At 45.6% G+C, this 23,272-nt stretch carries 23 protein-coding genes and 1 other annotated feature; of the genes, 19 read left to right on the forward strand and 4 right to left on the reverse strand.

Annotated elements, in window-relative coordinates; genetic code table 11:
* From BN1234_RS14415 to BN1234_RS14445, 7 genes are all read left to right on the forward strand, one after another.
* A partial coding sequence (locus tag BN1234_RS14415) for a CPBP family intramembrane glutamic endopeptidase (protein ID WP_156337222.1) occupies positions 1 to 362 on the forward strand: 362 nt, incomplete at its 5' end.
* A gap of 99 nt (positions 363 to 461) precedes the next feature.
* Positions 462 to 1,397, forward strand: a complete 936-nt coding sequence (cysK, locus tag BN1234_RS14420) for a cysteine synthase A (protein ID WP_054957367.1) — start codon at positions 462 to 464, stop codon at positions 1,395 to 1,397.
* Between the two features lie 139 nt (positions 1,398 to 1,536).
* The gene (locus BN1234_RS14425) at positions 1,537 to 1,782 is read left to right on the forward strand and encodes a hypothetical protein (protein ID WP_054957368.1); all 246 of its coding nucleotides are present in this window, start codon (positions 1,537 to 1,539) and stop codon (positions 1,780 to 1,782) included.
* A 68-nt stretch (positions 1,783 to 1,850) separates the two neighbouring features.
* Positions 1,851 to 2,450: an RNA polymerase sigma factor gene (locus BN1234_RS14430; RefSeq protein ID WP_170308051.1), complete on the forward strand. Its 600-nt coding sequence runs from the start codon at positions 1,851 to 1,853 to the stop codon at positions 2,448 to 2,450.
* Entirely contained in the window at positions 2,447 to 2,905 is a 459-nt protein-coding gene (locus tag BN1234_RS14435; RefSeq protein ID WP_054957369.1) for a hypothetical protein, read from the forward strand. Before BN1234_RS14430 ends, BN1234_RS14435 begins: the two co-directional genes overlap by 4 nt.
* A 40-nt stretch (positions 2,906 to 2,945) precedes the next feature.
* Positions 2,946 to 4,055 carry a hypothetical protein gene (locus tag BN1234_RS14440; RefSeq protein ID WP_054957370.1) on the forward strand — a complete coding sequence of 370 codons (1,110 nt, stop codon included), beginning with the start codon at positions 2,946 to 2,948 and terminating at the stop codon, positions 4,053 to 4,055.
* Positions 4,042 to 4,755 (forward strand): hypothetical protein, encoded by a 714-nt coding sequence (locus tag BN1234_RS14445; protein ID WP_054957371.1) that lies wholly within the window; start codon positions 4,042 to 4,044, stop codon positions 4,753 to 4,755. Before BN1234_RS14440 ends, BN1234_RS14445 begins: the two co-directional genes overlap by 14 nt.
* A gap of 132 nt (positions 4,756 to 4,887) precedes the next feature.
* On the opposite strand, the gene proC is transcribed toward BN1234_RS14445, so the two are convergent.
* The 3 genes from proC to proB are packed head-to-tail and all read right to left on the reverse strand — an operon-like array spanning position 4,888 to position 8,161.
* Entirely contained in the window at positions 4,888 to 5,757 is an 870-nt protein-coding gene (gene proC / locus BN1234_RS14450) for a pyrroline-5-carboxylate reductase (RefSeq protein WP_054957372.1), read from the reverse strand.
* A 24-nt stretch (positions 5,758 to 5,781) separates the two neighbouring features.
* Positions 5,782 to 7,029 carry a glutamate-5-semialdehyde dehydrogenase gene (locus BN1234_RS14455; RefSeq protein WP_054957373.1) on the reverse strand — a complete coding sequence of 416 codons (1,248 nt, stop codon included), beginning with the start codon at positions 7,027 to 7,029 and terminating at the stop codon, positions 5,782 to 5,784.
* Positions 7,030 to 7,057: 28 nt separating this feature from the next.
* Positions 7,058 to 8,161 (reverse strand): glutamate 5-kinase, encoded by a 1,104-nt coding sequence (gene proB, locus BN1234_RS14460; RefSeq protein WP_054957374.1) that lies wholly within the window; start codon positions 8,159 to 8,161, stop codon positions 7,058 to 7,060.
* A gap of 106 nt (positions 8,162 to 8,267) precedes the next feature.
* Positions 8,268 to 8,484: a binding site (T-box leader), on the reverse strand.
* 147 nt (positions 8,485 to 8,631) lie between these two features.
* Between proB and BN1234_RS14465 the strand changes: the two genes are divergently transcribed.
* A complete protein-coding gene (locus BN1234_RS14465) occupies positions 8,632 to 9,432 on the forward strand; it encodes a carbon-nitrogen family hydrolase (protein ID WP_054957375.1) in 801 nt (266 codons plus the stop codon).
* 80 nt (positions 9,433 to 9,512) lie between these two features.
* Positions 9,513 to 9,695, forward strand: coding sequence for a hypothetical protein (locus tag BN1234_RS14470; protein ID WP_054957376.1), 183 nt, complete (start codon positions 9,513 to 9,515; stop codon positions 9,693 to 9,695).
* 99 nt (positions 9,696 to 9,794) lie between these two features.
* Here the strand turns inward: BN1234_RS14470 and BN1234_RS14475 are convergent, their stop codons facing one another.
* Positions 9,795 to 10,730 carry a LysR family transcriptional regulator gene (locus BN1234_RS14475; protein WP_054957377.1) on the reverse strand — a complete coding sequence of 312 codons (936 nt, stop codon included), beginning with the start codon at positions 10,728 to 10,730 and terminating at the stop codon, positions 9,795 to 9,797.
* Between the two features lie 242 nt (positions 10,731 to 10,972).
* Between BN1234_RS14475 and leuC the strand changes: the two genes are divergently transcribed.
* The 10 genes from leuC to BN1234_RS14525 all read left to right on the forward strand — a co-directional run.
* Entirely contained in the window at positions 10,973 to 12,397 is a 1,425-nt protein-coding gene (gene leuC / locus BN1234_RS14480; RefSeq protein WP_054957378.1) for a 3-isopropylmalate dehydratase large subunit, read from the forward strand.
* A gap of 18 nt (positions 12,398 to 12,415) precedes the next feature.
* On the forward strand, positions 12,416 to 13,018 hold the full coding sequence (leuD, locus tag BN1234_RS14485) for a 3-isopropylmalate dehydratase small subunit (RefSeq protein ID WP_054957379.1): 603 nt from the start codon (positions 12,416 to 12,418) through the stop codon (positions 13,016 to 13,018).
* Between the two features lie 203 nt (positions 13,019 to 13,221).
* Positions 13,222 to 14,718: an N-acetylmuramoyl-L-alanine amidase family protein gene (locus tag BN1234_RS14490; RefSeq protein WP_054957380.1), complete on the forward strand. Its 1,497-nt coding sequence runs from the start codon at positions 13,222 to 13,224 to the stop codon at positions 14,716 to 14,718.
* A gap of 36 nt (positions 14,719 to 14,754) precedes the next feature.
* Positions 14,755 to 15,390, forward strand: a complete 636-nt coding sequence (locus tag BN1234_RS14495; RefSeq protein ID WP_054957381.1) for a GerMN domain-containing protein — start codon at positions 14,755 to 14,757, stop codon at positions 15,388 to 15,390.
* A 214-nt stretch (positions 15,391 to 15,604) separates the two neighbouring features.
* Complete coding sequence (locus BN1234_RS14500; protein WP_054957382.1) at positions 15,605 to 16,966, forward strand: N-acetylmuramoyl-L-alanine amidase family protein; 1,362 nt, start codon at positions 15,605 to 15,607, stop codon at positions 16,964 to 16,966.
* A gap of 44 nt (positions 16,967 to 17,010) precedes the next feature.
* The gene (locus tag BN1234_RS14505) at positions 17,011 to 17,577 is read left to right on the forward strand and encodes a GerMN domain-containing protein (protein WP_054957383.1); all 567 of its coding nucleotides are present in this window, start codon (positions 17,011 to 17,013) and stop codon (positions 17,575 to 17,577) included.
* Between the two features lie 79 nt (positions 17,578 to 17,656).
* Complete coding sequence (locus BN1234_RS14510; RefSeq protein ID WP_054957384.1) at positions 17,657 to 20,392, forward strand: S-layer homology domain-containing protein; 2,736 nt, start codon at positions 17,657 to 17,659, stop codon at positions 20,390 to 20,392.
* An 82-nt stretch (positions 20,393 to 20,474) separates the two neighbouring features.
* On the forward strand, positions 20,475 to 21,155 hold the full coding sequence (gene nth / locus BN1234_RS14515) for an endonuclease III (protein WP_054957385.1): 681 nt from the start codon (positions 20,475 to 20,477) through the stop codon (positions 21,153 to 21,155).
* A 33-nt stretch (positions 21,156 to 21,188) separates the two neighbouring features.
* Positions 21,189 to 21,464 (forward strand): hypothetical protein, encoded by a 276-nt coding sequence (locus BN1234_RS14520; protein ID WP_054957386.1) that lies wholly within the window; start codon positions 21,189 to 21,191, stop codon positions 21,462 to 21,464.
* 156 nt (positions 21,465 to 21,620) lie between these two features.
* Positions 21,621 to 23,272, forward strand: a 1,652-nt coding sequence (locus BN1234_RS14525) for a dynamin family protein (protein WP_170308052.1), incomplete at its 3' end; no start/stop codon positions are given.

The raw sequence follows: 23,272 nt of genomic DNA on the forward strand, positions 1-23,272 counted from the left end.
GCATAACTGTCTTCTCATTTGCTTGGTTTATTGATTGGAGCATACCGGATTTGGGTCAATTACTACTGTATGCTTTCTGCTTTTCATTGATAAATGCAGTTCTCGAAGAGGTTGTGTGGCGCGGATACATACTTAACAGTTTCATACAAATTGCAGGAGAGCTTAAAGGGATACTTATCGCCGGAGCCGGATTTGGCTTCTATCATTTTCATTTAGGTTTTTCGTGGTGGGTATGTCTGTTATTTGCGGTTTTTGGAATGATGATGTCTGCGACCGCAGTTAGGTCGCAAGGCTTGCTGCCTGTAATTGTGATGCATTTTATCATAAATGTTCTTTTTGTGCTTAGCGGGATGATTATTTAATTATACAGTGATCCGCTATGTTTAGAGGAGTTTTTTTGTTTTTTGTCTTTAGGAATGGTAAAGTTAAAGGTAGAGATCACACATATTGGAGGTAAGACCATGTCTGGAATCGCAAAAAATCTAACAGAACTTATCGGAAATACCCCACTGCTTGAACTATCTAACTTTAATGAGAAGCATCGCCTGCAAGGCAAGGTGATTGCTAAATTGGAATATTTCAATCCTGCCGGAAGTGTAAAGGACCGCATCGGTTTCGCCATGATTAAAGATGCTGAAGAGAAGGGACTCTTAAAGCCAGGCTCTGTCATCGTTGAGCCTACGAGCGGAAATACCGGCGTAGGACTTGCATTTGCTGCGGCAGCGCTAGGATATAAGCTTATTATTACACTACCTGAAAGCTTTAGCATGGAACGCAGGAAGCTGCTGGCTGCGCTGGGAGCTGAGCTTATATTGACTCCTGCTAACGAAGGAATGTCAGGTGCCATAAGACGGGCCGAAGAAATCGCAGCTTCGACACCAGGTTCATTTCTTCCCCAACAGTTTGAGAATCCTGCAAATCCAGCCATTCATCGCAAGACAACAGCCGAGGAAATTTGGCGTGACATGAACGGTGAAGTGGATATTCTCGTAGCGGGTGTAGGTACAGGCGGAACGATCTCAGGAGTCGGTGAAGTGCTTAAACAGAAGAACCCGAATGTCAAGATCGTTGCTGTAGAGCCTGCAGATTCCCCTGTATTGTCCGGAGGACAGCGTGGTGCGCATCAGATTCAGGGAATCGGTGCCGGCTTTATTCCCGGGAACTTCAACCGCGCATTTGTTGATGAGATCGTGACCATAACCAATAACGAAGCAATCGAGACCTCAAGAGAGCTCGCCAAGACCGAAGGTCTCTTAGTAGGGATTTCATCGGGTGCGGCGGCATATGCAGCGATGCAGCTCGCGAGCAAGCCGGAGAATAAGGATAAGAATATTGTTGTACTGCTGCCTGACAGCGGTGAACGATATCTGTCAACGAATCTTTATGAGGAAATGTAATGTACCGATAATTATCCATACATGAATAAACAAACTGAACAGCTGTCCATGGTTGGACAAGGTTCTTTGCTGACAAAGTTCGACCAGGATACGAATACTTTCCGAACATCATGAATCATCACATCAAGGAGGCTGTTAGATGGAAAGTCGTAAAGAGAAATTTTTGTTTGCATTCATTATGATTGTATATTTGTGTATATTCTATTTCATTTACAGCTGGATGTGGGAGAGCTGGGTCCCTTCGAATCCACCTACTTCAGAAGTGCTGTCCCTTGTTGTGTTCGTGCTTGTCATAGTGCCTTTATCAGCGGTGGCGGGTGATTGGACCATGCAAAGGTTACAGGGGACTGTCAGAAAAAATCATAGTGAAAAAGACGAATACTAGTATAATTAGAAGGACGCCTTAACGGCGTTCTTTTTTTATTTTTAAAATATTTTTTAAATTATGCAGGGTTGCTTCAGAATCGTGCGTCTATTAATAACGGGAAGGAGGGGAGAGCAATTGAAACTGAAAGATTAATTACGCGTATTCTGCAGGGTGAACAGGAAGCATTTCGGGAACTTGTAAACCTGTACAGCCAGCACGTATTCCATACCGCTTATTCCGTTCTAAGGGATACTAAGGAAGCAGAGGATGCGTCACAAGAAGTGTTTGTCCAAGTGTTTAAAGCTCTCCCTCAATACCGCTCGGAAGGCTTTAAGACATGGATTACACGCATTACGCTGAATAAATCGATTGATATAAAACGTAAGCTTGCCAGACGCGCTTCTGAAGAACAGGGAGATCTGAATGATGCTCTTGAACGGATTCCTTCCCGGGACAAGGATACACTCAGCATCTTAATCCATCAGGAGAAGAAGCAGCACCTCAGGGAAAAGGTACAGAATCTGCCGGATAACCACCGTGAAGTTATAACCGCCTTTTACTTGGAGGAGAAAAATTACGAGCAGATTGCGTCAGAGCTTGGAGTCACCGTGAAGACCGTTGAATCCAAGCTGTACAGAGCAAGACAGTGGATACGAAAATCATGGAAGGAGGAGGAATGGAGATGAACCAGGCGAATACGGATTGGAGAGCGGATGCCAAGCGTTACCTCAAGGGAGAGTGTTCATCTGAAGAAGCAATTTGCTGGGAAGAGCTCATGCTGTCAAATGATGAAGTTCTGGAAGTGTATATGCAGGTCCTGTCAGAGATGGATAGTGAGCTTCCTGTGATGGATTCTCCCGAAGCGTTCGCAGATCGAATAATGGCGGATGAAGAGATTGTTCCTTACCGAGCCCAGGTTGTTCCGAATACATCTGGCAAGCCGCATCGTTGGTATGAAAACGCATGGTTTCATTATACGGTGGCCGCTTCCATTACGCTGGTATTTATGTTCTCCGGAGCATTTGACAGACTGTTTCCGGGAGATCTGGAGCTTAAGGCGAATACATCCTCAGCTCCTTCCTACAGCGAACAATTAATGGAACACACGACAAGCTGGCTTGACGAGCTAATGGGACGTTAAACGATAAATCAGATCATAATTTTTGAAAGGAAGATGCATTGTGCAACCGCAACGAAATAAAGGGTTAGCCTTCATCCTGAATGTGATACCAGGATTAGGCCACTACTACTTGGGAAGAAGAGGAAGAGCGCTTCTGTACCCGGTGATGTTTTTTGGTATGTTGATGGCTGCTGTAGTTCTTGGGATTATATCCGGTACTGAGGAAATATTATTTATCGGTTTTTTCGGCGCATTATTCATATGGGGAATCAGCATGCTGGATCTGTTAATTGCTCTGCTAAGACAGACACCAACCATGATTGTTCACGATCAATATGGTCGGCCGATCGAGATCCCACAGGATAAGAATGATGACTCGGAACGCTTCTACACCATCTTGTTATCATTCATTCCGGGCTTGGGACATTTTCAACTGGGTTTGATGCAGAGGGGCTTGTCGTTCCTGATCGCATTCTTTGGATTGGCAACGATTATGATGTTTCTGGCGGGATTAACGAATGAGTCTGTATTCCTGCTATTTCTCGGCATGCTTCCAATCATATGGTTGTACTGCATGTTTGATGTTGTTCAGCTGGTTCACCGCAAGCAGGCCGGAGAAATGCTTCAAGACCGCACATTATTTGAAGAATTGGAATCCAGCCGTGAGGAAGGACGCCGGAGTAAAGTATTTGCAACGCTTCTCTCTGCCTTTCCCGGTGCCGGACAGATGTATCTAGGCCTTCAGAAACGGGGATTACAGATGATGGTCCTGTTCCTTGGCAGTATTTATGTGATGGATGTATTGAGATTGACCTTGTTCTTTTTTCTAATTCCGCTGATCTGGTTCTACTGTTTCTTTGACGGGCTGCAGCAGGTAAGCCGCTACGGGCGTGAGCCTCTGCGTGATACACCTGTGATCGGGGGCTTTGCGAATCATCAAAAATGGCTTGGACTAGGCTTGCTGCTCCTTGGAGTCTACTTCATATTTTCGAGTGTCGTTCTGCCTTACCTGGAAACACAATTCCCGGATGCCCAGATTAGTTACCATATCCGAAGTTTCCTGAAGACGGGAATCGTGGCCGTTGTGCTAATAGGCGGAGGGATTAAGCTTATGATGGGATCCAAGAAAGCCAAACCGGGAGAGGGGGGAGCATATCGTGAATCAGAATAATGATTTGGCAGGCAGCCAACCCGCTCCACGTACATCGGTTCGTCAGTGGAGAGTAGGGACACTCTCAATGGGAATCTCTCTCCTGTTCTTAGGCATATCCGTTTTGATTGCCCAGTGGAAAGGTCCGGAGCTGCTGGAATCTGCACTGAAATGGTGGCCCATTATTTTCATCATGCTAGGCTTAGAAATTGTGGGGTATACATTGTTTTTCCGCAAAGGCGAATATGTGAAATATGATGTATTCAGTATTTTGATCATCGGATTTTTGACGATTTGCTGCTTGGGGATGGCTGCCCTTAGTTCTACTGGCTTATTGGATCTTATTCGAAAAGAGACAGGTGCGGTTTACGAAACCGTTCAACTGCCTGAGATCGATATGAATGTGCCCAAAGGGGTTACGAAAGTCATTGTGCAGGGGAACGACATCTATCATGTGAAGACGGATTCCAGTAGTTCAAGCAAGCTGCTTGTATTCGGAAGCTTGAATACAACCGAATCTGATTTACTTAAGAAAGAGGACTACTTATCTTCTCTTATTCAGACCAGACAAGCGGGGAATGTGCTGTATATTAATGTATCGGAGCCTCCGCACAGCCGGCTGAACAGAGGCTATAATAAGCTTGATGTAACGGTGTCTGTCCCTTCTTCGTTAAAGGTTATTGTACGTGATCAACAAGGAAATGAACAATCAAGGCGATAGATACCGGGTAAAAGGATGTACAATAAAAAAATGTAAAACGAGCCAATCAGGTTCGTTTTACATTTTTTTTTTGCTGTAGGAAGATGATTTTTCTCCCTACGCTTCAAGTGCTGTTTTTGTCGAAGATGTAAATTATGAGGATTGTTCTTTCAGTGCAGCACCCATCTCGCGGGAGCGCTCGGCACAACGGTTGACAGCGGCTATCACTGTCTCGAAAAAGTCCCCTTGATCCAACGTTTCAAGAGCAGCTTGAGTTGAGCCGTTCGGCGACGTAATTTTAGCGCGCAGTGCAGAAGGATTTTCGCCCGTTACCTGCACCATGCGGGCAGCACCCAAGATCGTCTGAAGTGTGAGTTCTCTGCTCTGCTCCGCTGTGAGACCGCCCCGAATACCGGCCGCAGTCATAGCTTCCATCATGTAGTAAAAATAAGCTGGACCGCTTCCGGATATGCCGGTAAGGATATCCATCTTCTCTTCCTCAATGACAGTGACATCTCCGACTGCCTCGAACAGGGTCATGACAAGGTGGCGCATGCCTTCATTGATTTCTTTAGAGAAGGAGATACCGGTTGAACCGAGCCCGATTGAACTTGAAGTATTCGGCATGGTACGGGCAATCGGCTGATTTTTACCTAGTAAATTCTGGGTGGTCTGGATCGAGAGACCTGCAATAACGGATACAATCAGCTGATCCTCTGACAATAACGGGCCCAGTTCTTTTAGCACTTTTGCAGCATCCTTAGGTTTCATTGCAAGCACGATAACCGGAGATGATTTCAGAATTTCTATTTTCTCCTGCGGGTCATTATTCCCTTTAATACCATAGCGATCCTGGAGTTCCAGGAGGCGCTGCTTATTGCTTCGGTTCAGCATCATAATATTCTCAGGACGCATGACCGAACGGCTGGTGAGACCGCGTACTATAGCTTCAGCCATAGAGCCCGCACCGTAGAAGGTGATTGCCTTTTCAATGAGGGGTCGATTCTGTGGAGTTTGACACATAAGTTAGTTCCTCCTTCAAGGATTTTATTGGCGGATTTGACCATTGCCATGGATCACATATTTAGCGGATGTGAGGGCTGGTAATCCCATTGGGCCGCGCGCGTGAAGCTTTTGCGTGCTGATTCCAATCTCGGCGCCGAATCCGAATTCGAATCCGTCTGTAAAACGGGTGGATGCGTTATGATAGACAGCCGCTGCATCCACTTCCTGCAGGAATCGTTCTGCATTCTCCTGCGATTCGGTTACGATACACTCGGAGTGTTTCGTACCATAGGAAGCAATATGTTCCATTGCCTCTTCCACATTGCTTACTACTTTGACATTCAGCACATAATCATTATACTCGGTTGCATAATCAGCTGGCGAGGCCGGGGTCGCCCATGGTACAAGTTTCAAAGTTTTTTCACATCCACGGAGCTCTACGCCAGAATCACGAAACTTCTGGGCAAGATCAGCCAAATGCCCGTTAGCATATTGCTCGTGGACGAGCAGCGTCTCCATTGCATTACACACGGATGGACGCTGAACTTTAGCATTAATGCTGATGGCTTCTGCCATAGCAGGGTCCGCAGATGCATCGATATATGTATGGCAAATGCCCGCACCTGTCTCAATGACAGGGACAGTTGCATTCATAACAACATTCTGGATGAGAGAGCTTCCGCCACGCGGAATAATAACGTCCAGCAGCCCGTTCAGTTTCAGCATTTCATCAACAGAAGAACGGTTTGGGTCTTCTATGAGCTGTAATGCATCTTTTGGAAGAGCGGTGAGAGTCATAGCCTCATGAAGGACCTCAACAATTTTTTTGTTGGATGAGAGAGCAGAAGAACCCCCGCGCAGAACAACAGCATTTCCCGTCTTCAGGCAAAGGCCTGCAGCGTCTACAGTTACATTAGGGCGAGCTTCATAGATAATACCGATAACACCGAGAGGGACGCGAGTCTTCTGGATCATTAATCCATTCGGGCGCTCTATGGTCTCAAGTGTATCTCCCACAGGATCGGGCAGCTGGACGATCTGCCGCAGTCCTTCTGCAATGGCTTCGATCCGCGATTCATTTAATGCCAGTCGATCCAGCAGGGAAGCAGAGGTTCCCAATTCCTTGCCGCGGCGCAGATCCTCGGCGTTTGCTTCCATGATGTCAGCTGTGTGGCTTACTAATGCATCAGCCATGGCCAGGAGCGCCTCATTTTTTTGCGCTGTGCTCAGCTTATTCAGTATGGAGGTTACATTTTTGGCTAATCCTGCTTTACTTCTTACTTCACTCATGGTTTTTCCTCCTTCATTATTTAAACTATTATTTTAATGTAATCCATTCATCACGATGAATGACCTCAAGCCGATGCACTTCACCGATGGTTGAAATAACCTCTCCACTAGGCAAGCCAATCACGTTACGAAGCTGATCATCATCATAATTGACGACTCCGCGTCCTAGCTGTTCATTGTGACCATTGATTACCTCTACAACGTCACCCGCGTGAAAGCTTCCCTCAACGCGTTTCACACCTACCGGCAAAAGACTATGGCCTCCATGAACCAGTGCCTCTTGTGCACCTTCATCAACGACGATCCGGCCGATAGGAGTAGACATAAATCCAAGCCACTGCTTTTTCATTGGCAGCGAGGACAAATGTGTTGCGAAGTAAGTGCCTTTGCCTTTGGAGAGCAAGGTGTTTAGCAGATCCCCAGGTTCATCGGCTTTTCCGATAAATACGGGGACGCCGCCGCGTGTAGCGATTTTAGCTGCGTCGATTTTGGAACGCATTCCCCCTGTTCCAACGGAGGAGCCGGCTCCTCCGGCGATAGCGTATATTTCATCTGTAATTTCCTCAACCTCTTCAAAACGTACAGCATGGGGAGATTTTCTCGGGTCTGCTGTATACAGTCCGTCGGTATCCGTCAATATAATCAGCTGACGAGCACGGACAAGATTGGCTACTAAAGCTGATAAGGTATCGTTATCCCCGAACTTGAGCTCATCGATTGAGACCGTATCGTTTTCATTAATAATGGGAATGACTCCTTGCTTCAACAATTCATCGATCGTCATGCTTGCATTGTTCATTCGCTTGCGGTTGGCAAAATCGGTTCTGGTCAGTAATATCTGTCCGGCAATGAGATTCCGAGCAGCAAAGGCGTTCTGGTAGGAACGCATAAGCAGTGCCTGACCAACGGCTGCGGCAGCCTGCTTCTCATGCAGAAGCCGCGGACGAATATTGTAACCTATTTTGCGGAAGCCGGCAGCAACCGCACCGGATGTGACAAGCAGTACTTCATGGCCATTTTCTCGGAGAGATGCAAGCTCGCCGGCATAAAAGTCGATAGCTTCTAGATTCAAACCTCCTTCAATTGTAGTCAGGGAGCTGCTTCCGATCTTAACGACGATGCGTGACGGCATCGCAATCACTTCCTCTATGAATAGTAGTAGAAATCAACCTGCCTCATTATTAAACGAAGAAGAAATTGATTTGTGTGGATAATAAAAAAACTTTCATCCTTATAATTCAAAGGACGAAAGTTCTAACTTCCGCGGTACCACCTTTATTGATGAGATTCTCATCCGGCTTTCGGGCCTTGTAACAGAAGGCACTGTCCTGCCTGCAAAGGCAAGGCCGCTCGGGGGTAGGTTTCGGAAAGAAGTCACGGCAAATTCTTGCAGCCTAAGGAATTCGCTCTCTGATCGTGCTTGATCTTTCGTACTGGTCCCGTCGTCGCGTTTATGTATGGGCGTTCTTATACTACTTGCAAGAATACCACAAGAAATCATCGATTTCAAAATAATAAGTTTAGAGTGAAACGGGTAATGAACTTGATAATGCCTCACTCTGAAGCTATGATGACTACAATTCATGATAGAGGGGAGAATTCATGATGAATATTTCGCTCATTCAGTCATACATTGATGCTGGTAATCCGGCCGGAAATGATAAACGGTTGTTCGAGTGGATGGAAAAAGCGATGAAGGCTGATCCTAAGCCAGACATTCTTGTACTTCCGGAAATGTGGAATACCGGCTATGCGCTTGATCAGATTCAGGAAATTGCCGATCAGGATGGTCTCAAGACGAAAGCCGCCTTGAGTTCGTTTGCTCGAAAGCATAGCGTTCAGATCATTGGCGGGTCTGTCGCTGAAAAAATCGGTGATCGGGTGTATAACACGATGTACGTATTTAATCGGGAAGGTAAGCAAATTGCCAGCTATTCCAAAATACATCTCTTTCGGCTTATGGAGGAGGAAAAGCATCTGCATGCCGGAAATAAGGCAGTAACGTTTGAGCTGGAGGAGGGCCTGATCGGAGGCGCTTTAATATGTTACGATATCCGGTTTCCGGAGCTCTCCCGCTTACTGGCATTAGCGGGAGCAAAGGTGCTCTTTGTTCCGGCGGAATGGCCGCATCCCCGCTTGAATCATTGGAGAACTCTACTGATCGCCAGAGCTATTGAAAACCAAATGTATGTGGTTGCTTGCAACCGTGTCGGTATTAGCGGAGATACGTCATTCTTCGGTCATTCGATGATCGTTGATCCCTGGGGAGAGGTCATTGCAGAAGGCGGAGAGGAAGAGGCGATAATAACCGGGAAACTGGACGCATCCTTAACCGATTCGGTGCGCGAGCGGATCCCTGTGTTTGAAGACCGGAGGCCGAATTTGTATATAAATAATTTATAAATTCATCAAAGAAATTTTTGGTTTCATCGCCAAATGTAGGGGTAAACTATGTGTATTCCCTAGTAAAGGAGGTCCAGCTAATGACCGACAAGAATGAAACCAACAGCAATCAGGAGGATTTGGCAGAACAGAAGAATCAGTTCCGAAATTTTGTTGAGGGTGTGACTGGTGGAGGAAATGGATATGATCCTGGGATTTCAGAGAAATCAAGAGTTGCTGATGAGCAGAACCGGTTGATTGATCAGCATAACTTGCGTAAATAATCAGTAGGCATATTGAAGAGGCTTTTCCGAACGGTATATTCGTTCGGAAAAGCCTCTTTCTTATAGGATATGATGTACTATCTCATGTTCAAATTGACTTTAGGATTTATTCTTGCTGTCTTCCGATGCAAGTATACTCATTACTTCTTTGAAGGTTTCGATGAAGGCTTCCGCTGCCTTGGACAGATATCTTCCATTACGGTATGCGATCACCAGGGTACGGCTCGGGACTGGTTCGGCAAGTTTGAGATACGCCGGAACAAATTCACTTCTTCTGGCACGGGCGATGAAGTGGGGAACCAGCGTTACCCCCATTCCTGTTGCCACAAGGGATTGAATGGTCTCGATGTTATTGCTTTCAAACACTACATTAGGTTCAAAACCGGCTTTTCTGCAAAGCTCGAAGGTGTGTGTGCGGAAACCTTGTCCTTTTTTAAGAACAATGAATGGTTCATCCTTTAATTGACTCAAGGATACCCGCTCATTGGGATGCTGCTCAGCGAAGAGTGCAAGCGGATGCTCAGGCGGAACAGCAAGATCAATCGTTTCTTCACCTATAGGGACCCAGGATAAAGAAGGTTCTGTAAGCGGAAGGGACAATAAGCTCAAGTCGGCCTTGCCGCTGGCAGTCAATTTTTCCAGATTTAATGTTGAATCCTCCATCAGCATGATTTCGATATCAGGATAGGATTGCTTAAATACTGGGAGCACCCTCGGAAGCAGGTGTGAGCCTGTTATTGGCATGCTGCCAATGACAACCTTTCCTTTTCGAAGCTGAGAGATATCGGACATTTCCTGGCGAAGCTGTTCTACGGCGTCCATAATTTTTTGGGCATGTTCTACAAAGCTTGCTCCAGCATGAGTCAGCTCTACTGCACTCGTATTACGCTGAAACAGCAGGACACCTAATTCTTTTTCAAGCTTGGACAGCTGCTGACTGAGCGAGGGCTGGGCAATATGCAGCTTCTCAGCGGCCCTGGAGAAATTTTTGTCCGCGGCAATTTGCAGTGTGTACTGCAGTTGTCTCAATTCCATTCTGAATCACTCCGTTATAGGCAATGCCTATTATTGTCACTATATTATATAGTTAAATTCCTCGGTTTGGAAGGAATTAAGCAAGATCAAGGGATTCTGCTTAACTTATAGCTTATACCTATCACTGTTATAGATTTTATATCTTGGATCAATGAACCTAGAGAAGATATAATACAATCAACCGAAGGGGAAGGTAAATCTTTCTTTTCACACGGATCGAATGAATTAATGGGGTGAATATGATGAGTAAAAAGACGATGTTCGAAAAAATTTGGGATAATCATGTCATTCATCAGGAAGAGGGTAAGCCTGGCATTTTGTATATCGACCTGCATCTGGTTCATGAAGTAACCTCACCGCAGGCGTTTGAAGGGCTTCGTCTCAGCGGCCGCAAGGTGCGCCGTCCTGAACTGACATTTGCAACGATGGATCACAATGTGCCAACGAAGGATCGTTTCAATATTACGGATCCAATCTCTAAGCAGCAGATTGACACATTAACTCAGAACTGTCGTGATTTCGGGGTAACACTGTACGATCTTGACACTATTGACCAGGGTGTTGTGCACGTTATGGGTCCTGAGCTGGGCTTGACACATCCGGGGAAGACGATTGTGTGCGGTGACAGCCATACGTCAACACATGGTGCATTCGGTGCTCTGGCCTTCGGTATCGGAACAAGCGAAGTGGAGCATGTAATGGCGACCCAATGTTTGCAGCAGGCGAAAGCGAAGACGATGGAGGTTCGTTTCGTAGGCAAGCGCAACCCAGGTGTTACGGCTAAGGATATGATTCTGGGTGTGATTGCGAAGTACGGTACAGATTTTGCAACTGGTTACGTTATCGAATATACAGGAGAAGCTATTCGTGAGCTAACGATGGAAGAGCGCATGACCGTATGTAATATGTCCATCGAAGGCGGAGCAAGAGCGGGTATGATCGCACCTGATGAGACTACTTTCGAATACCTGCGCGGCCGTAAGCATGTACCTCAGGGAGAAGACTACGACCGCATGGTAGAAGCCTGGAAAGAGCTTGTGACTGATGAAGGGGCACAGTTCGATGCAGTTCTTGAATTTAATGTCGAAACACTGATCCCGCAGGTAACCTGGGGTACGAGCCCGGGTATGGGTACCGATATCTCTTCAGCAGTACCGAATCCTGCTGATTTTGCTACAGAAAATGAACGTAAAGCTGCTGAGAAAGCACTTGAATATATGGCACTTGTGCCAGGAACGCCAATGTCAGAGATTCCAATTGATTATGTCTTTATCGGTTCTTGCACGAACGGACGGATTGAAGATCTCCGGGCAGCTGCAGCCGTAGCTAAAGGACACAAGGTAGCAGAGCGTGTTACGGCAATTGTAGTTCCTGGTTCTGGCCGCGTTAAAATTCAAGCAGAGAAAGAAGGCTTGGATAAAATCTTTGTTGAAGCTGGTTTCGAATGGCGTGAAGCGGGCTGCAGTATGTGTTTGGCAATGAATCCGGATGTATTGAAGCCGGGACAGCGCTGCGCCTCTACATCGAACCGTAACTTTGAAGGTCGTCAAGGACGGGGCGGAAGAACCCATCTTGTATCTCCGGCTATGGCTGCTGCAGCAGCAGTAAAAGGACATTTTGTTGACGTTCGTGATTGGAATTTCATTAAAGAAGAAGCATTAGTCTAAGAAAGGCAGGGAGATACTATGCAAGCATTCACTAAAATTACCGGAATCGTTGGGCCTGTTGATCGGGTAAACGTTGATACGGATGCGATTATACCTAAACAATTCCTTAAGCGTATTGAGCGGACAGGATTTGGACAGTTCTTGTTTTATGAATGGCGTTTTGATGAAGAGGGAGCTGTGATTGACAGCTTCTCGCTGAATCAGCCTCGTTATCAGGGCTCCTCCATATTGATCTCACGGGCTAACTTTGGATGCGGATCCTCACGCGAGCATGCTCCTTGGGCAATTATGGATTACGGGTTCCGCGTTGTTATTGCACCATCATTTGCAGACATTTTCTATAATAACTGTTTCAAAAATGGAATTCTGCCTATAAAGCTTTCTGAGGAGCAAGTGGAGGATTTATTCCAGCGAACCGCTGCTCAGGAAGGTTACGAGCTTACGGTAGATTTGGAAAATAAGACGATCACCGACGGGCAGGGATTAAGAATTGATTTTGACCTGGATGAGCATCGCCGCCAATTTTTGCTTCAGGGATTGGATGATATCGGCCTGACCCTTCAGCATGAAAGTGAAATTGATGCATACGAGAAGAAGCATGCAGATCGTTTGTTCGCATAATCTCTCATTTCTATCAACAAAAGGTTACAACATTATTAAACTTCCATTTTCAGTGTAGGAAATGGAAGTTTTTTCTGTTATTATGAATCTACATACAGCTTTCTTGATAGGTTGAGCTTGATTCCATGTCATTTTGTGTCCGGGCTGCCTGCAGCGGAACGCTGATTTGCTTTTGCTAAACAAAGGATAATAGAGGTGGATTCATGAAAAAGTTAGGTTTTCTGTTGTTTTTGGTCGTTTTCTTGCTAGTGTTTCCAAAACTGGGTGATGCAGCTTCGACCAGTGCTAAGATTTATTTAGATGGAGAGCAGTTAAATTTGTCGTCCGGTGTGAAAGTGGCTAATGTAAATAATAGTGTTCTTATTCCAATTCGGGTTGTATCCGAAAATTTAGGATTTAAAGTGGATTGGGAAAAATCCAGCCAGTCCGTTACTGTTCAGAACAGTATGACCACGGTGAAGATGGTGATTGGCAGTAAGACTGCACTTATTGATGGCTCTCATGTAAGTATGAATGTTACACCAGTGCTTAGCGGCCAGACCACTATGGTTCCGATTCGCTTTGTAAGCACCCAGATGGGAATGGATGTAAAGTGGGACAATCAGAAGAAAGCAGTATATTTGTCCTCATCAGATATATCGAAAGACCCTTGGTCGAATGGCGGGGAAGGCTCAGTCCCGGCGGAACCTAATCCCGAGACTCCAGGAACTCCTTCGAATCCACAGGTTCCTTCAGTGCCTGGCACTCCAGGATCACTCGCTACTGTAGATGGAATCAGCTTTAGCGATAATCGCCTGATGATTGCAACAACAGGTTACGTTACACCTAAAGTATTTAAATTGGACAACCCTAACCGGATTGTTGTTGATTTACCCAATACCGCCTTTTCTGAAATATTCGGTTATGAGCATACTTTAAGTACTCAGAACAGTGGCGAGCTGGCTGTAACAGGATATCCGGATGTATCGCTGATCCGATATGCGCTGTTTAGTGATTCACCGTCAACAGTACGAGTTGTAATTAATTTATCAAACGCCAAGAATTACACAGTTTCTATTGATAACGGGTTAATATTCATAGATTTGAATGTGATAGATTCAGAGATTACACCTCCAGTCACGCCTCCAACCGCACCTCCAATCGGTTCAAACGGCAAAAAGCTTGTGGTTATTGATGCCGGACATGGAGGGAACGACCCTGGAGCTGGCAGTGTTACAGGCAAGAGAGAGAAAGCGGTAACCTTGGCAATCGCGTTAAAGGTAGATGCGCTGCTCAAGAAAGAGAAGAATATCGATGTAATTATGACGCGCAGTGGTGACTCTACGCTGAAACTTGGCGACCGAACTACGTTTGCAAATAAAGCAAAAGCGGATATATTCGTGTCCATTCACGGAAACAGCAATACATCCAGCTCACCTAGTGGAACGGAGACGTATTATACCAAGGGCAAAGGCGAAGCGAGCGGTAACCTTGCTAAGACCATTCACAAGCATCTTATTAAGGCTACAGGCTTCAAGGACCGTGGTGTGAAAACCGCAGATTATTATGTTACGAAATATACTTCGATGCCGGCGGTTCTGCTGGAAGTCGGATTTTTAAGCAATAAGAGTGACGAAGCGCAAATGTATAAAGAAGATTTCCAGAACCGTGTTGCACAAGGTATCGTGAATGGCATTAAAGAATATCTTAAAGTACAATGATGTAATTAGAAATTAAGCTACAGAGGAGGACAATCTATGAACAGAAAGTATTTGGTTGCGGGTCTTTTATCACTTGTCCTGGTCTTTAGTGCTGGATGCGGCCAGAAACCGGCTGCTGCACCTAACGATCCGGTAACGACAACTCCCGAACAGGTTAAAGACCTGGAGAAGGTGGATAAAGAAGTCACGCCTCCTGTTGATAAGGGAGATCAGACCACTCCAGCTAAGACGGGTGGCACCCAAGCTGGACAGGCTGAAAATAATAACACGGAAACTCAGGAGAAAAAGGCAAGCATTAAGCTATACTACACAGATCCGGATCTGATGGAGGTGAAGGATGCCTCGAAAGAAATATCATATACCGATGAAGTAAATAAGTATGAAAAGGCATTTGAGGGGCTCCAACAAAGCGGAGACGATCAGCTTGTACCATTATGGGACGATTCGATCAAGTTGACCTCTGTGAAGTTTGAAGAAGGTGCCCTGACTCTGGATATTGTGAAGCCCGATGAAGCTAACCTTGGTTCTGGCGGTGAACTTTTTGCAATTGAAGCCTTGAGAAATACGTATTTTCAATTTGATGAAGTGAAATCGATTGAACTTCTGGTTGAGGGAAAGAAGATTGAAAGCCTAATGGGGCATGTGATGCTGGAACATCCAATGACCCGTTAAACTATCATTTGGTCAATAAGTCCTATATTAATTTCTCTTAAAAACAAAGACTAAACTCCTATTTCTTTCTGAAGTAGGAGTTTTTCTTGTGAATAGGGTGCGAATTCGCAACTTTCATCAATAGGAAGCGTCTAAAGTTTGTCGGGTAATGTCGGAAAAGCCGAATGCAAAAACGCCAATCTATGGCAAAATAATAGGATGGTAGGGGTGAAGGATGAAGAAGTTCGGTTTTTTATTGTTTCTGTTTGTCATTATGGCGGCTCTTCCTAATGGTGCAGATGCGAGCTCTTATAGTGCCAAGATTTATCTTGATGGCAATCCATTAAAAATATCCTCGGATGTAAAGGTGGAAAATATCAGTGGTACAGTAATGGTTCCGATCCGTGTTGTATCCGAAAATTTGGGCTATTCCGTAAAATGGACTAAAGCGACTCAAAAGGTTACCGTGCTAAAAGACGGGACTACGATTGAGATGGTAATTGGCAATAAAACAGCCAAGATTAACGGGAAATCCGCTACCATGACTATGGCCCCAATCCTACGCGGAGGCACTACAATTGTACCGATCCGTTTCCTTAGTGAGAATATGGGACATGATGTGAAATGGGATAATAGGCTTAAAATAGTACATCTTATTACCCGAACTACGGGCAATGACGGACTGGCTGCAATTAATGGGATAAGCTTTAGCGATAATCGGCTTATGGTTGCTGTTTCCGGTTATGTAAACCCTAAGGTTACGAAATTGACAAACCCTGACCGGATTGTTATTGATGTAGCTAATGCTAAATTTTCTGATAAATTCAGCAGCAGCAATAATCTTGGTACCGGAATGAATGGAACCCTAACCGTAACGGGAAATCCTGATGTGAAGCAGATCAGGTATTCGCTATTTAGCAACTCGCCTTCAACGGTTCGGATTGTAATGGATCTTAATCGCGCGAAGAACTATACGTTATCCGGTACTCAAAACGGTTCAAGCGTGTTCATCGTGGATCTGAATGCAACGTCGACAAGCCCTGCTCCGCCACCAGGCGCTGGAAGCAAGAAGCTCGTTGTCATTGATGCCGGACACGGAGCACATGACCCAGGTGCTGTAAGCAGTTCTAATAGAAGAGAGAAAGACTTTGCCCTTGCGCTTGCCCTGAAAGTAGGCAAGCTGCTGGAAAGAGAAAATAATATTGATGTGGTGCTTACACGAAGCAATGACACTTTTCTTGAATTAAGGGATCGTGCCAAAATTGCTAACAATTTGAAGGCTGATGCTTTTGTATCAATTCATGCAAACAGTGGACCTTCTGCAGCGTCAGGTACGGAAACCTACTACGAGCGAGTTAGCAGCGTAGCACTTGCCAATACGATTCATAAACATATGATCAAAGCTACAGGGCTAAAGGACCGTGGGGTTAAATACGGAAACTTCCATGTTATTCGTGAAACGACTATGCCAGCGGTACTGCTAGAGGTGGGCTTTATTAGTAACAAGAATGATGAAGCTAAACTATTTAATTCTACTTTCCAAAATCGGGTTGCAGAATCAATTGTTGTCGGTCTGAAAGAATATTTGAAATTGTAACCGTTAAATTGACGTAAGATGAAATGTATTCAGGAGGTGGGCTTATGAATAGAAAATTATGGTCAATAGGATTACTTGCAGCATTAATGGTATTTAGTGCAGGTTGTGGACAAAAGCCCGAGGCTGCTCCCGGAAATACACCGGAGCAAAACGCTCCGGCAGGATCTTCAAACGCTTCGGGTGAAAACAATGTTCCATCGAATGAAGAATCGGAAAACGAAAAGAAAACAGAGACGATTGGCGTATACTATACCGATCAGGAGATGCTGGAGCTGAAGAAGGGTTCAGCTGAAATTACGTTCCAGGATGATAATGAGAAATATAGTGAGGCTTTTAAAGCTTTGAAATCGAGTGATAATGAAGAACTGCTTCCTTTATGGGAGTTGGCTGATTTAAATTCTTCTGTCATGGATAACGGAAAGCTGACACTTGATCTCCATATACCGGCTGAGGCTCGCTTTGGCGCAGGTGGAGAAATGTTTGCAGTAGATGCTCTCAAGAATACATTCTTTCAATTTGAAGAAGTAAAATCTCTTCAACTGCTTGTTGACGGCGAACAAGTTGACAGCCTGATGGGTCACGTGGAGTTAAAAAATCCCGAGACTCGGTAATGGCGGCTAGAAGGAGATCACGATCTGTTGTCGAATTAAGGAATATTAAGGAAACAGCAGATATGAGAGGGGAAACAAAATGGTATACAATCAAAACAAACAATATCATTCCAAAAAAGTGGTCTCCGCCGTCATGGCCGGTTTTTTGGTATTAGGAACAGGGGCTTCAACAGCCGCAGCTGCATCACCAACTTCTGGTGGACAAGCTACAGTGAATGCACCTGTTTCAGTACCAAATCTTTTTAGTGATGTTAATTCAGGTTATTGGGCAGAAAAGTATATTTATCAACTTGCAGCACAGCGAATTATTGTGGGTGAAAACGGAAAGTTCCGTCCCAATGATCCGGTGAGCCAGCAAGAAGCCGTAACGATGGCGATTCGCTTTTTAAATCAGCAAGCGAGTGACAGCAGCGGCACGAATACGACATTACCGACAAATATGAAAGTAAGCAATTATGCAGTTCCTTACGTAAAGTTGGCGCTTCAGCAAAGCCTGCTCGACAAGAAGAAAGAATCTGCCTACACTGATACCAAAGTCACTTGGGGAGCAAAGAAAGCAACCCGGGAATGGGTGTTAGAGGTATTGGTACGATCCATTGGTCGCACTGCTGATGCAAATGCATCAATGAACAAAGCGACGGGCTTTGCGGATAACGCCAAAATTTCCGCTGAGCGTCTCGGTTATGTGAATGTAGCTGTAAATCTGGGTCTTGCTCAAGGCGTCAGCGGGAATAAATTTGATCCGCAAGGTGCGGTTACAAGAGCTCAGATGGCAACATTCTTAAGCCGTGCACAGGCACATATTGAAACGAATTATGACAATCAGTATGAAGGATATGTTTCATCGGTAGACAGCGGGAAGCTCGAGCTGTATATCGATGGTAAGCCAAGTGTGTTTACACTTGACGCGTCAACAACATATTTCGAGAAGGATTCAGCCAAACGACTGAGTATTTCTGACATTAAGCCTTATACCAAGGTAGTTGTTATTGGTCAAAACAATAAAGCAGCCTATGTGGAAATCCTAGATCGAACACAAAAGGTAGAATCGTTCGAACGGACTTATGCGAGATTGTCTCCGAATAATGTGATCTGGTTTGATTCCAACAACACGTTTGAAGAGTTAACGTATGATGCAGCAACTAAATTCCTGGATCAAAACGGAAATCCAATTGATCCGAAGAACTTGGTTTCCGGAAGCGTAGTTACCGTGGAGCGTGAAACCTTCACACCGCAGAAGCATATCATTTCGATTCGTGTGACAAATGGTCTGATTAACAAAACAGCAGCAGGCACTGTACAATCTGTGGATTCCGTAAATAAAACCATTTCATTTAAAGATTCAGCCAGCTTGTCAGTGGATACTTATAAATGGGATGACAGTACTCTGATTCAATATCAAAATCAACTGCTTAATGCTTCTGAATTGAAAGCTGGCTCGGTTGTTACCTACACGGTGAAGAATAGCGTTTTGCAGAAGATTGAAATCAATCAAAGTGTAGACCGTACCGTTTCAGCAATGTTATACAACGTAGAAGGTAATGGAAAGACGATTACTTATAAACGTAATAACAGTAATCAATTGGAAACGAAGTTTTTGGCGGAGAAGCCTGAACTGGTGATCAGCGGCATCACACAACCGGTACTTGGTGACCTGATTGCAGATTCAACAGCGGGAGACCAGGTGGAGCTTACCATTAACGGTGAAGAGAAGGTTACGAAAATCCAGGTAACAGGGCGTCAAATGGAAAAGATGAACGGTGTAACGGTCGTTTCATATGATGCCAAGAAACGCTGGCTGATGGTTAGTGATGACAAGAGCCTGCCAAAAGTCATTATTCTGGATGACAAAACCCAGCTGGAGTCTTCATCGGGATCGACCTTATCAGCTGTTGAAGGACTCTTGGGCGCAGGACGTAAGGTTAATATAAGCTATATCGGCAACCGTGCGCTTTCCCTGGAAGTCATCTACAAATATGACGGGAAAGTAACAGCAATCAACTCATCGTCCAAAACAGTAACGATTCAGACCTATAACGGTCAGAACATTACCATTCCTTACAATACGCCAAAGGTAGAGTTGTACAATAAACCTGTTGCTTCGATGAGCGATATCAAAATCGGGGACGAAGTATCCGCTGAGTTATCAAGCAATCAGGACAGTTTGTTCAGCTTGAAAGCCAAAACCTCCATTCAGTTTGAGGTTGTATCAACGGAGCCTGCTTTGAATCGTGTACGTGTGAAGAATGAAGGAATTACAAGTGAGTTCTACACAGATAAAGCGGTCATGACCGACGAAAACGGACAAGCAATCCGAATTCATGATCTTCGTGCCGGAGCGCTGATCAACGTTACCTTTGCAGGAACGACAGCAAGAAATGTTCAATATGTGAAAGTAACTCTTGGCCAGGTTGTCCAAGTAGACGCAGCCGGGTCAGCTTTAACCGTAAGAACATTTAACGCTGGAAATGAGAAAGTGAGTGCAGCGGGCACCGTTAAGGTAATTCGCGGAGGAGCCGTTTCTACCAATCTGAACAGCCTTACAGGCAATGATCGGGTTGAAGTTCGTAAAGATATCGATGGAACGACAATTGTGAAAGTATTGGATTCCTTAAGCCGGACATTCTGGCGTTATGAGAATGGAGATGTACTGGTGAAGCGATCTTATACAACCGAAAATAACCGTTTCCCGGTATCCCCGAATATGTATGTTCATCAAAATGACCAGAACTTGTCCGTGCAATCCCTTAAAGAAGATGATAATATTGTACTGTATTTCAGCAACGGAGCCGTTGTGGAGATCGTGAAACAATAGTTATCACTTGAAAGCACGAGGAACACCGTCTTGATGCGGGGCTTTGTCGCATCAAGACTTTTTTTTGCGGGAGGGATCGATGATGAACTCGGCCACGGTACGGCATATACTTGATACGATTAAGAATATGTTTCCGGATGCACACTGCGAATTACATCATGAGAATGCTTTTGAGCTGACCATCGCTGTCCTGTTGTCAGCCCAGTGTACGGATGAAACAGTTAATAAAGTGACGAAGGATTTGTTTCAGAAATATAAAACGCCACTGGATTATATTTCTGTTCCGATTGAAGAGCTGGAGCAGGATATCCGGCGGATCGGGTTATACCGCAATAAAGCAAAACATATCCAGAATCTCTGCCGTATATTAATTGAGCAGTATGGCGGTGAGGTGCCGGAAGCCCATGATGAGCTCGTTAAGCTGCCTGGTGTCGGGCGAAAAACCGCGAACGTGGTCGTATCAAACGCTTTTGGAGTACCTGCTATTGCGGTGGATACTCATGTGGAACGTGTATCCAAGCGTCTCGGCTTAGCCGGGTGGAATGACAGCGTGCTGGAAGTGGAGAAAAAGCTGATGAAACGGGTGCCGCGTGAAGAGTGGACCTTAACTCATCACAGGCTAATTTTTTTTGGCAGATACCACTGTAAAGCGCAAAATCCACAGTGCCAGGTATGTCCGCTTCTCGATGTATGCCGTGAAGGAAAAAAGCGTATGAAAACGTCCAAGGTCAGGAAGAATAAGGAACAAACCGCAAGTAAGTAAGAAATAGACAAGATAAAGAGGATGGGATTAAATATGAAATGCATCTCTGTTTACACGGATAACTTTGAATTGTTCTCTGATGTTTTTGAACAAGTGGTAGAGAGCCAGCTTGATGAAAATGAAGAAAAAGAAGTGGAAGGCGTAACATACAGCCATTCGGGCGAAGTGCCAGAGCATTATTTGGAACGTATGTCCCAAAAACCCGAAGTGGTTGTTATGCGTGATAAATCAAGAGGTTTGACCATTTTGCAGCATGGCAACGTATTTGAGATTCTTATTCCTGAAGCTGAGAGCGCAGCTCTTTCTTAAGAAATATGAGCTGCTTTAATAAATTCGGCCCTGAAAAGGGCCGTTTTTTTATTTTACCCGCGGAAGGGTGATTTCTTTAAAACGCTGTCAATGTTACAATAAAATGATCTGAGAGTATGTGACATTTGGTATAGATTAGATGGATAGGAGCGAGGAATGACATTGAAGGTATTGACTGAACGTGAAACCGGATTCAGCACCGGCGGTTTAGAGGCTGTTAAAGATCAATTTGTGAAGTGGAATGACGAATCGACAGCGGCTCTGACGGACGATTTGATTCGTAAGCAGGCTGCCGGAGAATTGACGCTTGCGTTCTGCGGGCACTTTTCAGCTGGAAAGTCCAGTATGATCAATGCGTTGTGTGGAAAAAAGGTACTGCCTTCGGGTCCCGTTCCAACCAGTGCAAATGTCGTAACCATTCGAGACGGGGCTCCCAAGGCCGTTATTCATCGCCCGGACGGTGGACTGGGGGAGACGATAAATGTAAGTGTGGAGGAGCTTGCTGCCTATTGTAAAGAAGGCGGTGAGTATTCAGCGATCGAAGTATGGGATGACGTGCCAATCCTTGGGCAGCATGGTGTGCTTATGGATACACCGGGGGTGGATTCAACGGATGACGGCCACCGAAAAGCAACGCATTCGGCTCTCCATATGGCTGATGTGGTGTTCTACGTCATGGATTATAATCATGTGCAGTCTGAGAGCAATCTCATGTTCGCTAAAAGCTTATCCGATTGGGGCAAGCCGCTGTACCTAATCGTCAATCAAATTGACAAGCATCGTGACGAGGAGCTTAAGCTGGCTTCGTATCTGGAGGATGTGAAGAAGGCTTTTGCCCAGTGGAAGGTTCGCTATACGTCCTTGCTGTGTGTTTCACTCAAGGTATGGGATCATCCTTATAATCAATGGGAGGATCTGAAGTCTGTTATTCAGAAGCTCCTGAACAGCCGTGAGGCACTTCTGGATTACAGCATTGCATGCTCAGTAAGACATGCGGTGCAGCTTCATACGGAAGCTTTTGTCCGCAGCCATCAGGAAGAGAAAGAGGAGTTACTTGCTGAAATGGGGGGCGAGGAAGCGGCAGCGGCCCTCAATGCCCGGATGAAACAGCTCGAACAGGAACAGGAGCAGTGCAGAAGATCTCCGGATGAGCTGCGTACAGGACTGCGGCAAGAAGCTGATCATCTGCTTGCTAATGCTAATTTAATGCCTGCGGAGCTGAGGGATTTGGCACTTGCCTTTCTGGAAAGCCGCCGCAGTGGATTTAAGAAAGGCTTCTTGTTTGCTTCCGCAAAAACGGAGGAAGAAAAGTCACGCAGGCTGGATGTGTTTCATGCGCGATTGTCAGAGCAGGTAACCGCACAGGTGGAGTGGCATGTTCGGAATTTAGTGAAGCCTTATGTAGAGCGTTTCGAAACGTGGAGCTCGAAGTGGGATGAAGCAATGGATGCGGTCCTTCCTGTGATATCGAAGGAGCAGATTACACGCTCCGTGAATGTAGATGCTGTGCTTTCCGGCGAGTATGTGCTGAATTACTGCAAGCAGCTGGCCGAGGACATTAAGGCCAGCTATCGAAAGGCTGTATCGGAGCTTGCCGATCAGCTTAGGGTCCTGGCGGCCGACGATGCTGCCGTCCGCCTGGAAGGGCTTGCGCGCCAGCGCGCAGAGCTGCTGGCGCAGTCGTCCGCTTCCGCCCGCTATGCTGCACTGCAGCAAGCGGAAGCGGACCGTGCTCTTGCGGCGGGACGGCTGTTGCCGCCGCACACCGCCCTCACCCCCGGCCAACTGCCGGAGGTGAGGGAGCCGGC

Source organism: Paenibacillus dakarensis, assembly GCF_001373415.1.
GTDB classification, from domain to species: domain Bacteria; phylum Bacillota; class Bacilli; order Paenibacillales; family Paenibacillaceae; genus Paenibacillus_AQ; species Paenibacillus_AQ dakarensis.

What these genes read in the sequence shown, in the direction of transcription:
- cysK (WP_054957367.1), top strand. Translation starts at nt 462, where the DNA reads ATGTCTGGAATCGCAAAAAATCTAACAGAACTTATCGGAAATACCCCA.
- BN1234_RS14425 (WP_054957368.1), top strand. Translation starts at nt 1,537, where the DNA reads ATGGAAAGTCGTAAAGAGAAATTTTTGTTTGCATTCATTATGATTGTA.
- BN1234_RS14435 (WP_054957369.1), top strand. Translation starts at nt 2,447, where the DNA reads ATGAACCAGGCGAATACGGATTGGAGAGCGGATGCCAAGCGTTACCTC.
- proC (WP_054957372.1), bottom strand. Translation starts at nt 5,757, where the DNA reads ATGTGTCAAACTCCACAGAATCGACCCCTCATTGAAAAGGCAATCACC.
- BN1234_RS14455 (WP_054957373.1), bottom strand. Translation starts at nt 7,029, where the DNA reads ATGAGTGAAGTAAGAAGTAAAGCAGGATTAGCCAAAAATGTAACCTCC.
- proB (WP_054957374.1), bottom strand. Translation starts at nt 8,161, where the DNA reads ATGCCGTCACGCATCGTCGTTAAGATCGGAAGCAGCTCCCTGACTACA.
- BN1234_RS14465 (WP_054957375.1), top strand. Translation starts at nt 8,632, where the DNA reads ATGATGAATATTTCGCTCATTCAGTCATACATTGATGCTGGTAATCCG.
- BN1234_RS14470 (WP_054957376.1), top strand. Translation starts at nt 9,513, where the DNA reads ATGACCGACAAGAATGAAACCAACAGCAATCAGGAGGATTTGGCAGAA.
- BN1234_RS14475 (WP_054957377.1), bottom strand. Translation starts at nt 10,730, where the DNA reads ATGGAATTGAGACAACTGCAGTACACACTGCAAATTGCCGCGGACAAA.
- leuC (WP_054957378.1), top strand. Translation starts at nt 10,973, where the DNA reads ATGAGTAAAAAGACGATGTTCGAAAAAATTTGGGATAATCATGTCATT.
- leuD (WP_054957379.1), top strand. Translation starts at nt 12,416, where the DNA reads ATGCAAGCATTCACTAAAATTACCGGAATCGTTGGGCCTGTTGATCGG.
- BN1234_RS14490 (WP_054957380.1), top strand. Translation starts at nt 13,222, where the DNA reads ATGAAAAAGTTAGGTTTTCTGTTGTTTTTGGTCGTTTTCTTGCTAGTG.
- BN1234_RS14495 (WP_054957381.1), top strand. Translation starts at nt 14,755, where the DNA reads ATGAACAGAAAGTATTTGGTTGCGGGTCTTTTATCACTTGTCCTGGTC.
- BN1234_RS14500 (WP_054957382.1), top strand. Translation starts at nt 15,605, where the DNA reads ATGAAGAAGTTCGGTTTTTTATTGTTTCTGTTTGTCATTATGGCGGCT.
- BN1234_RS14505 (WP_054957383.1), top strand. Translation starts at nt 17,011, where the DNA reads ATGAATAGAAAATTATGGTCAATAGGATTACTTGCAGCATTAATGGTA.
- BN1234_RS14510 (WP_054957384.1), top strand. Translation starts at nt 17,657, where the DNA reads ATGGTATACAATCAAAACAAACAATATCATTCCAAAAAAGTGGTCTCC.
- nth (WP_054957385.1), top strand. Translation starts at nt 20,475, where the DNA reads ATGAACTCGGCCACGGTACGGCATATACTTGATACGATTAAGAATATG.
- BN1234_RS14520 (WP_054957386.1), top strand. Translation starts at nt 21,189, where the DNA reads ATGAAATGCATCTCTGTTTACACGGATAACTTTGAATTGTTCTCTGAT.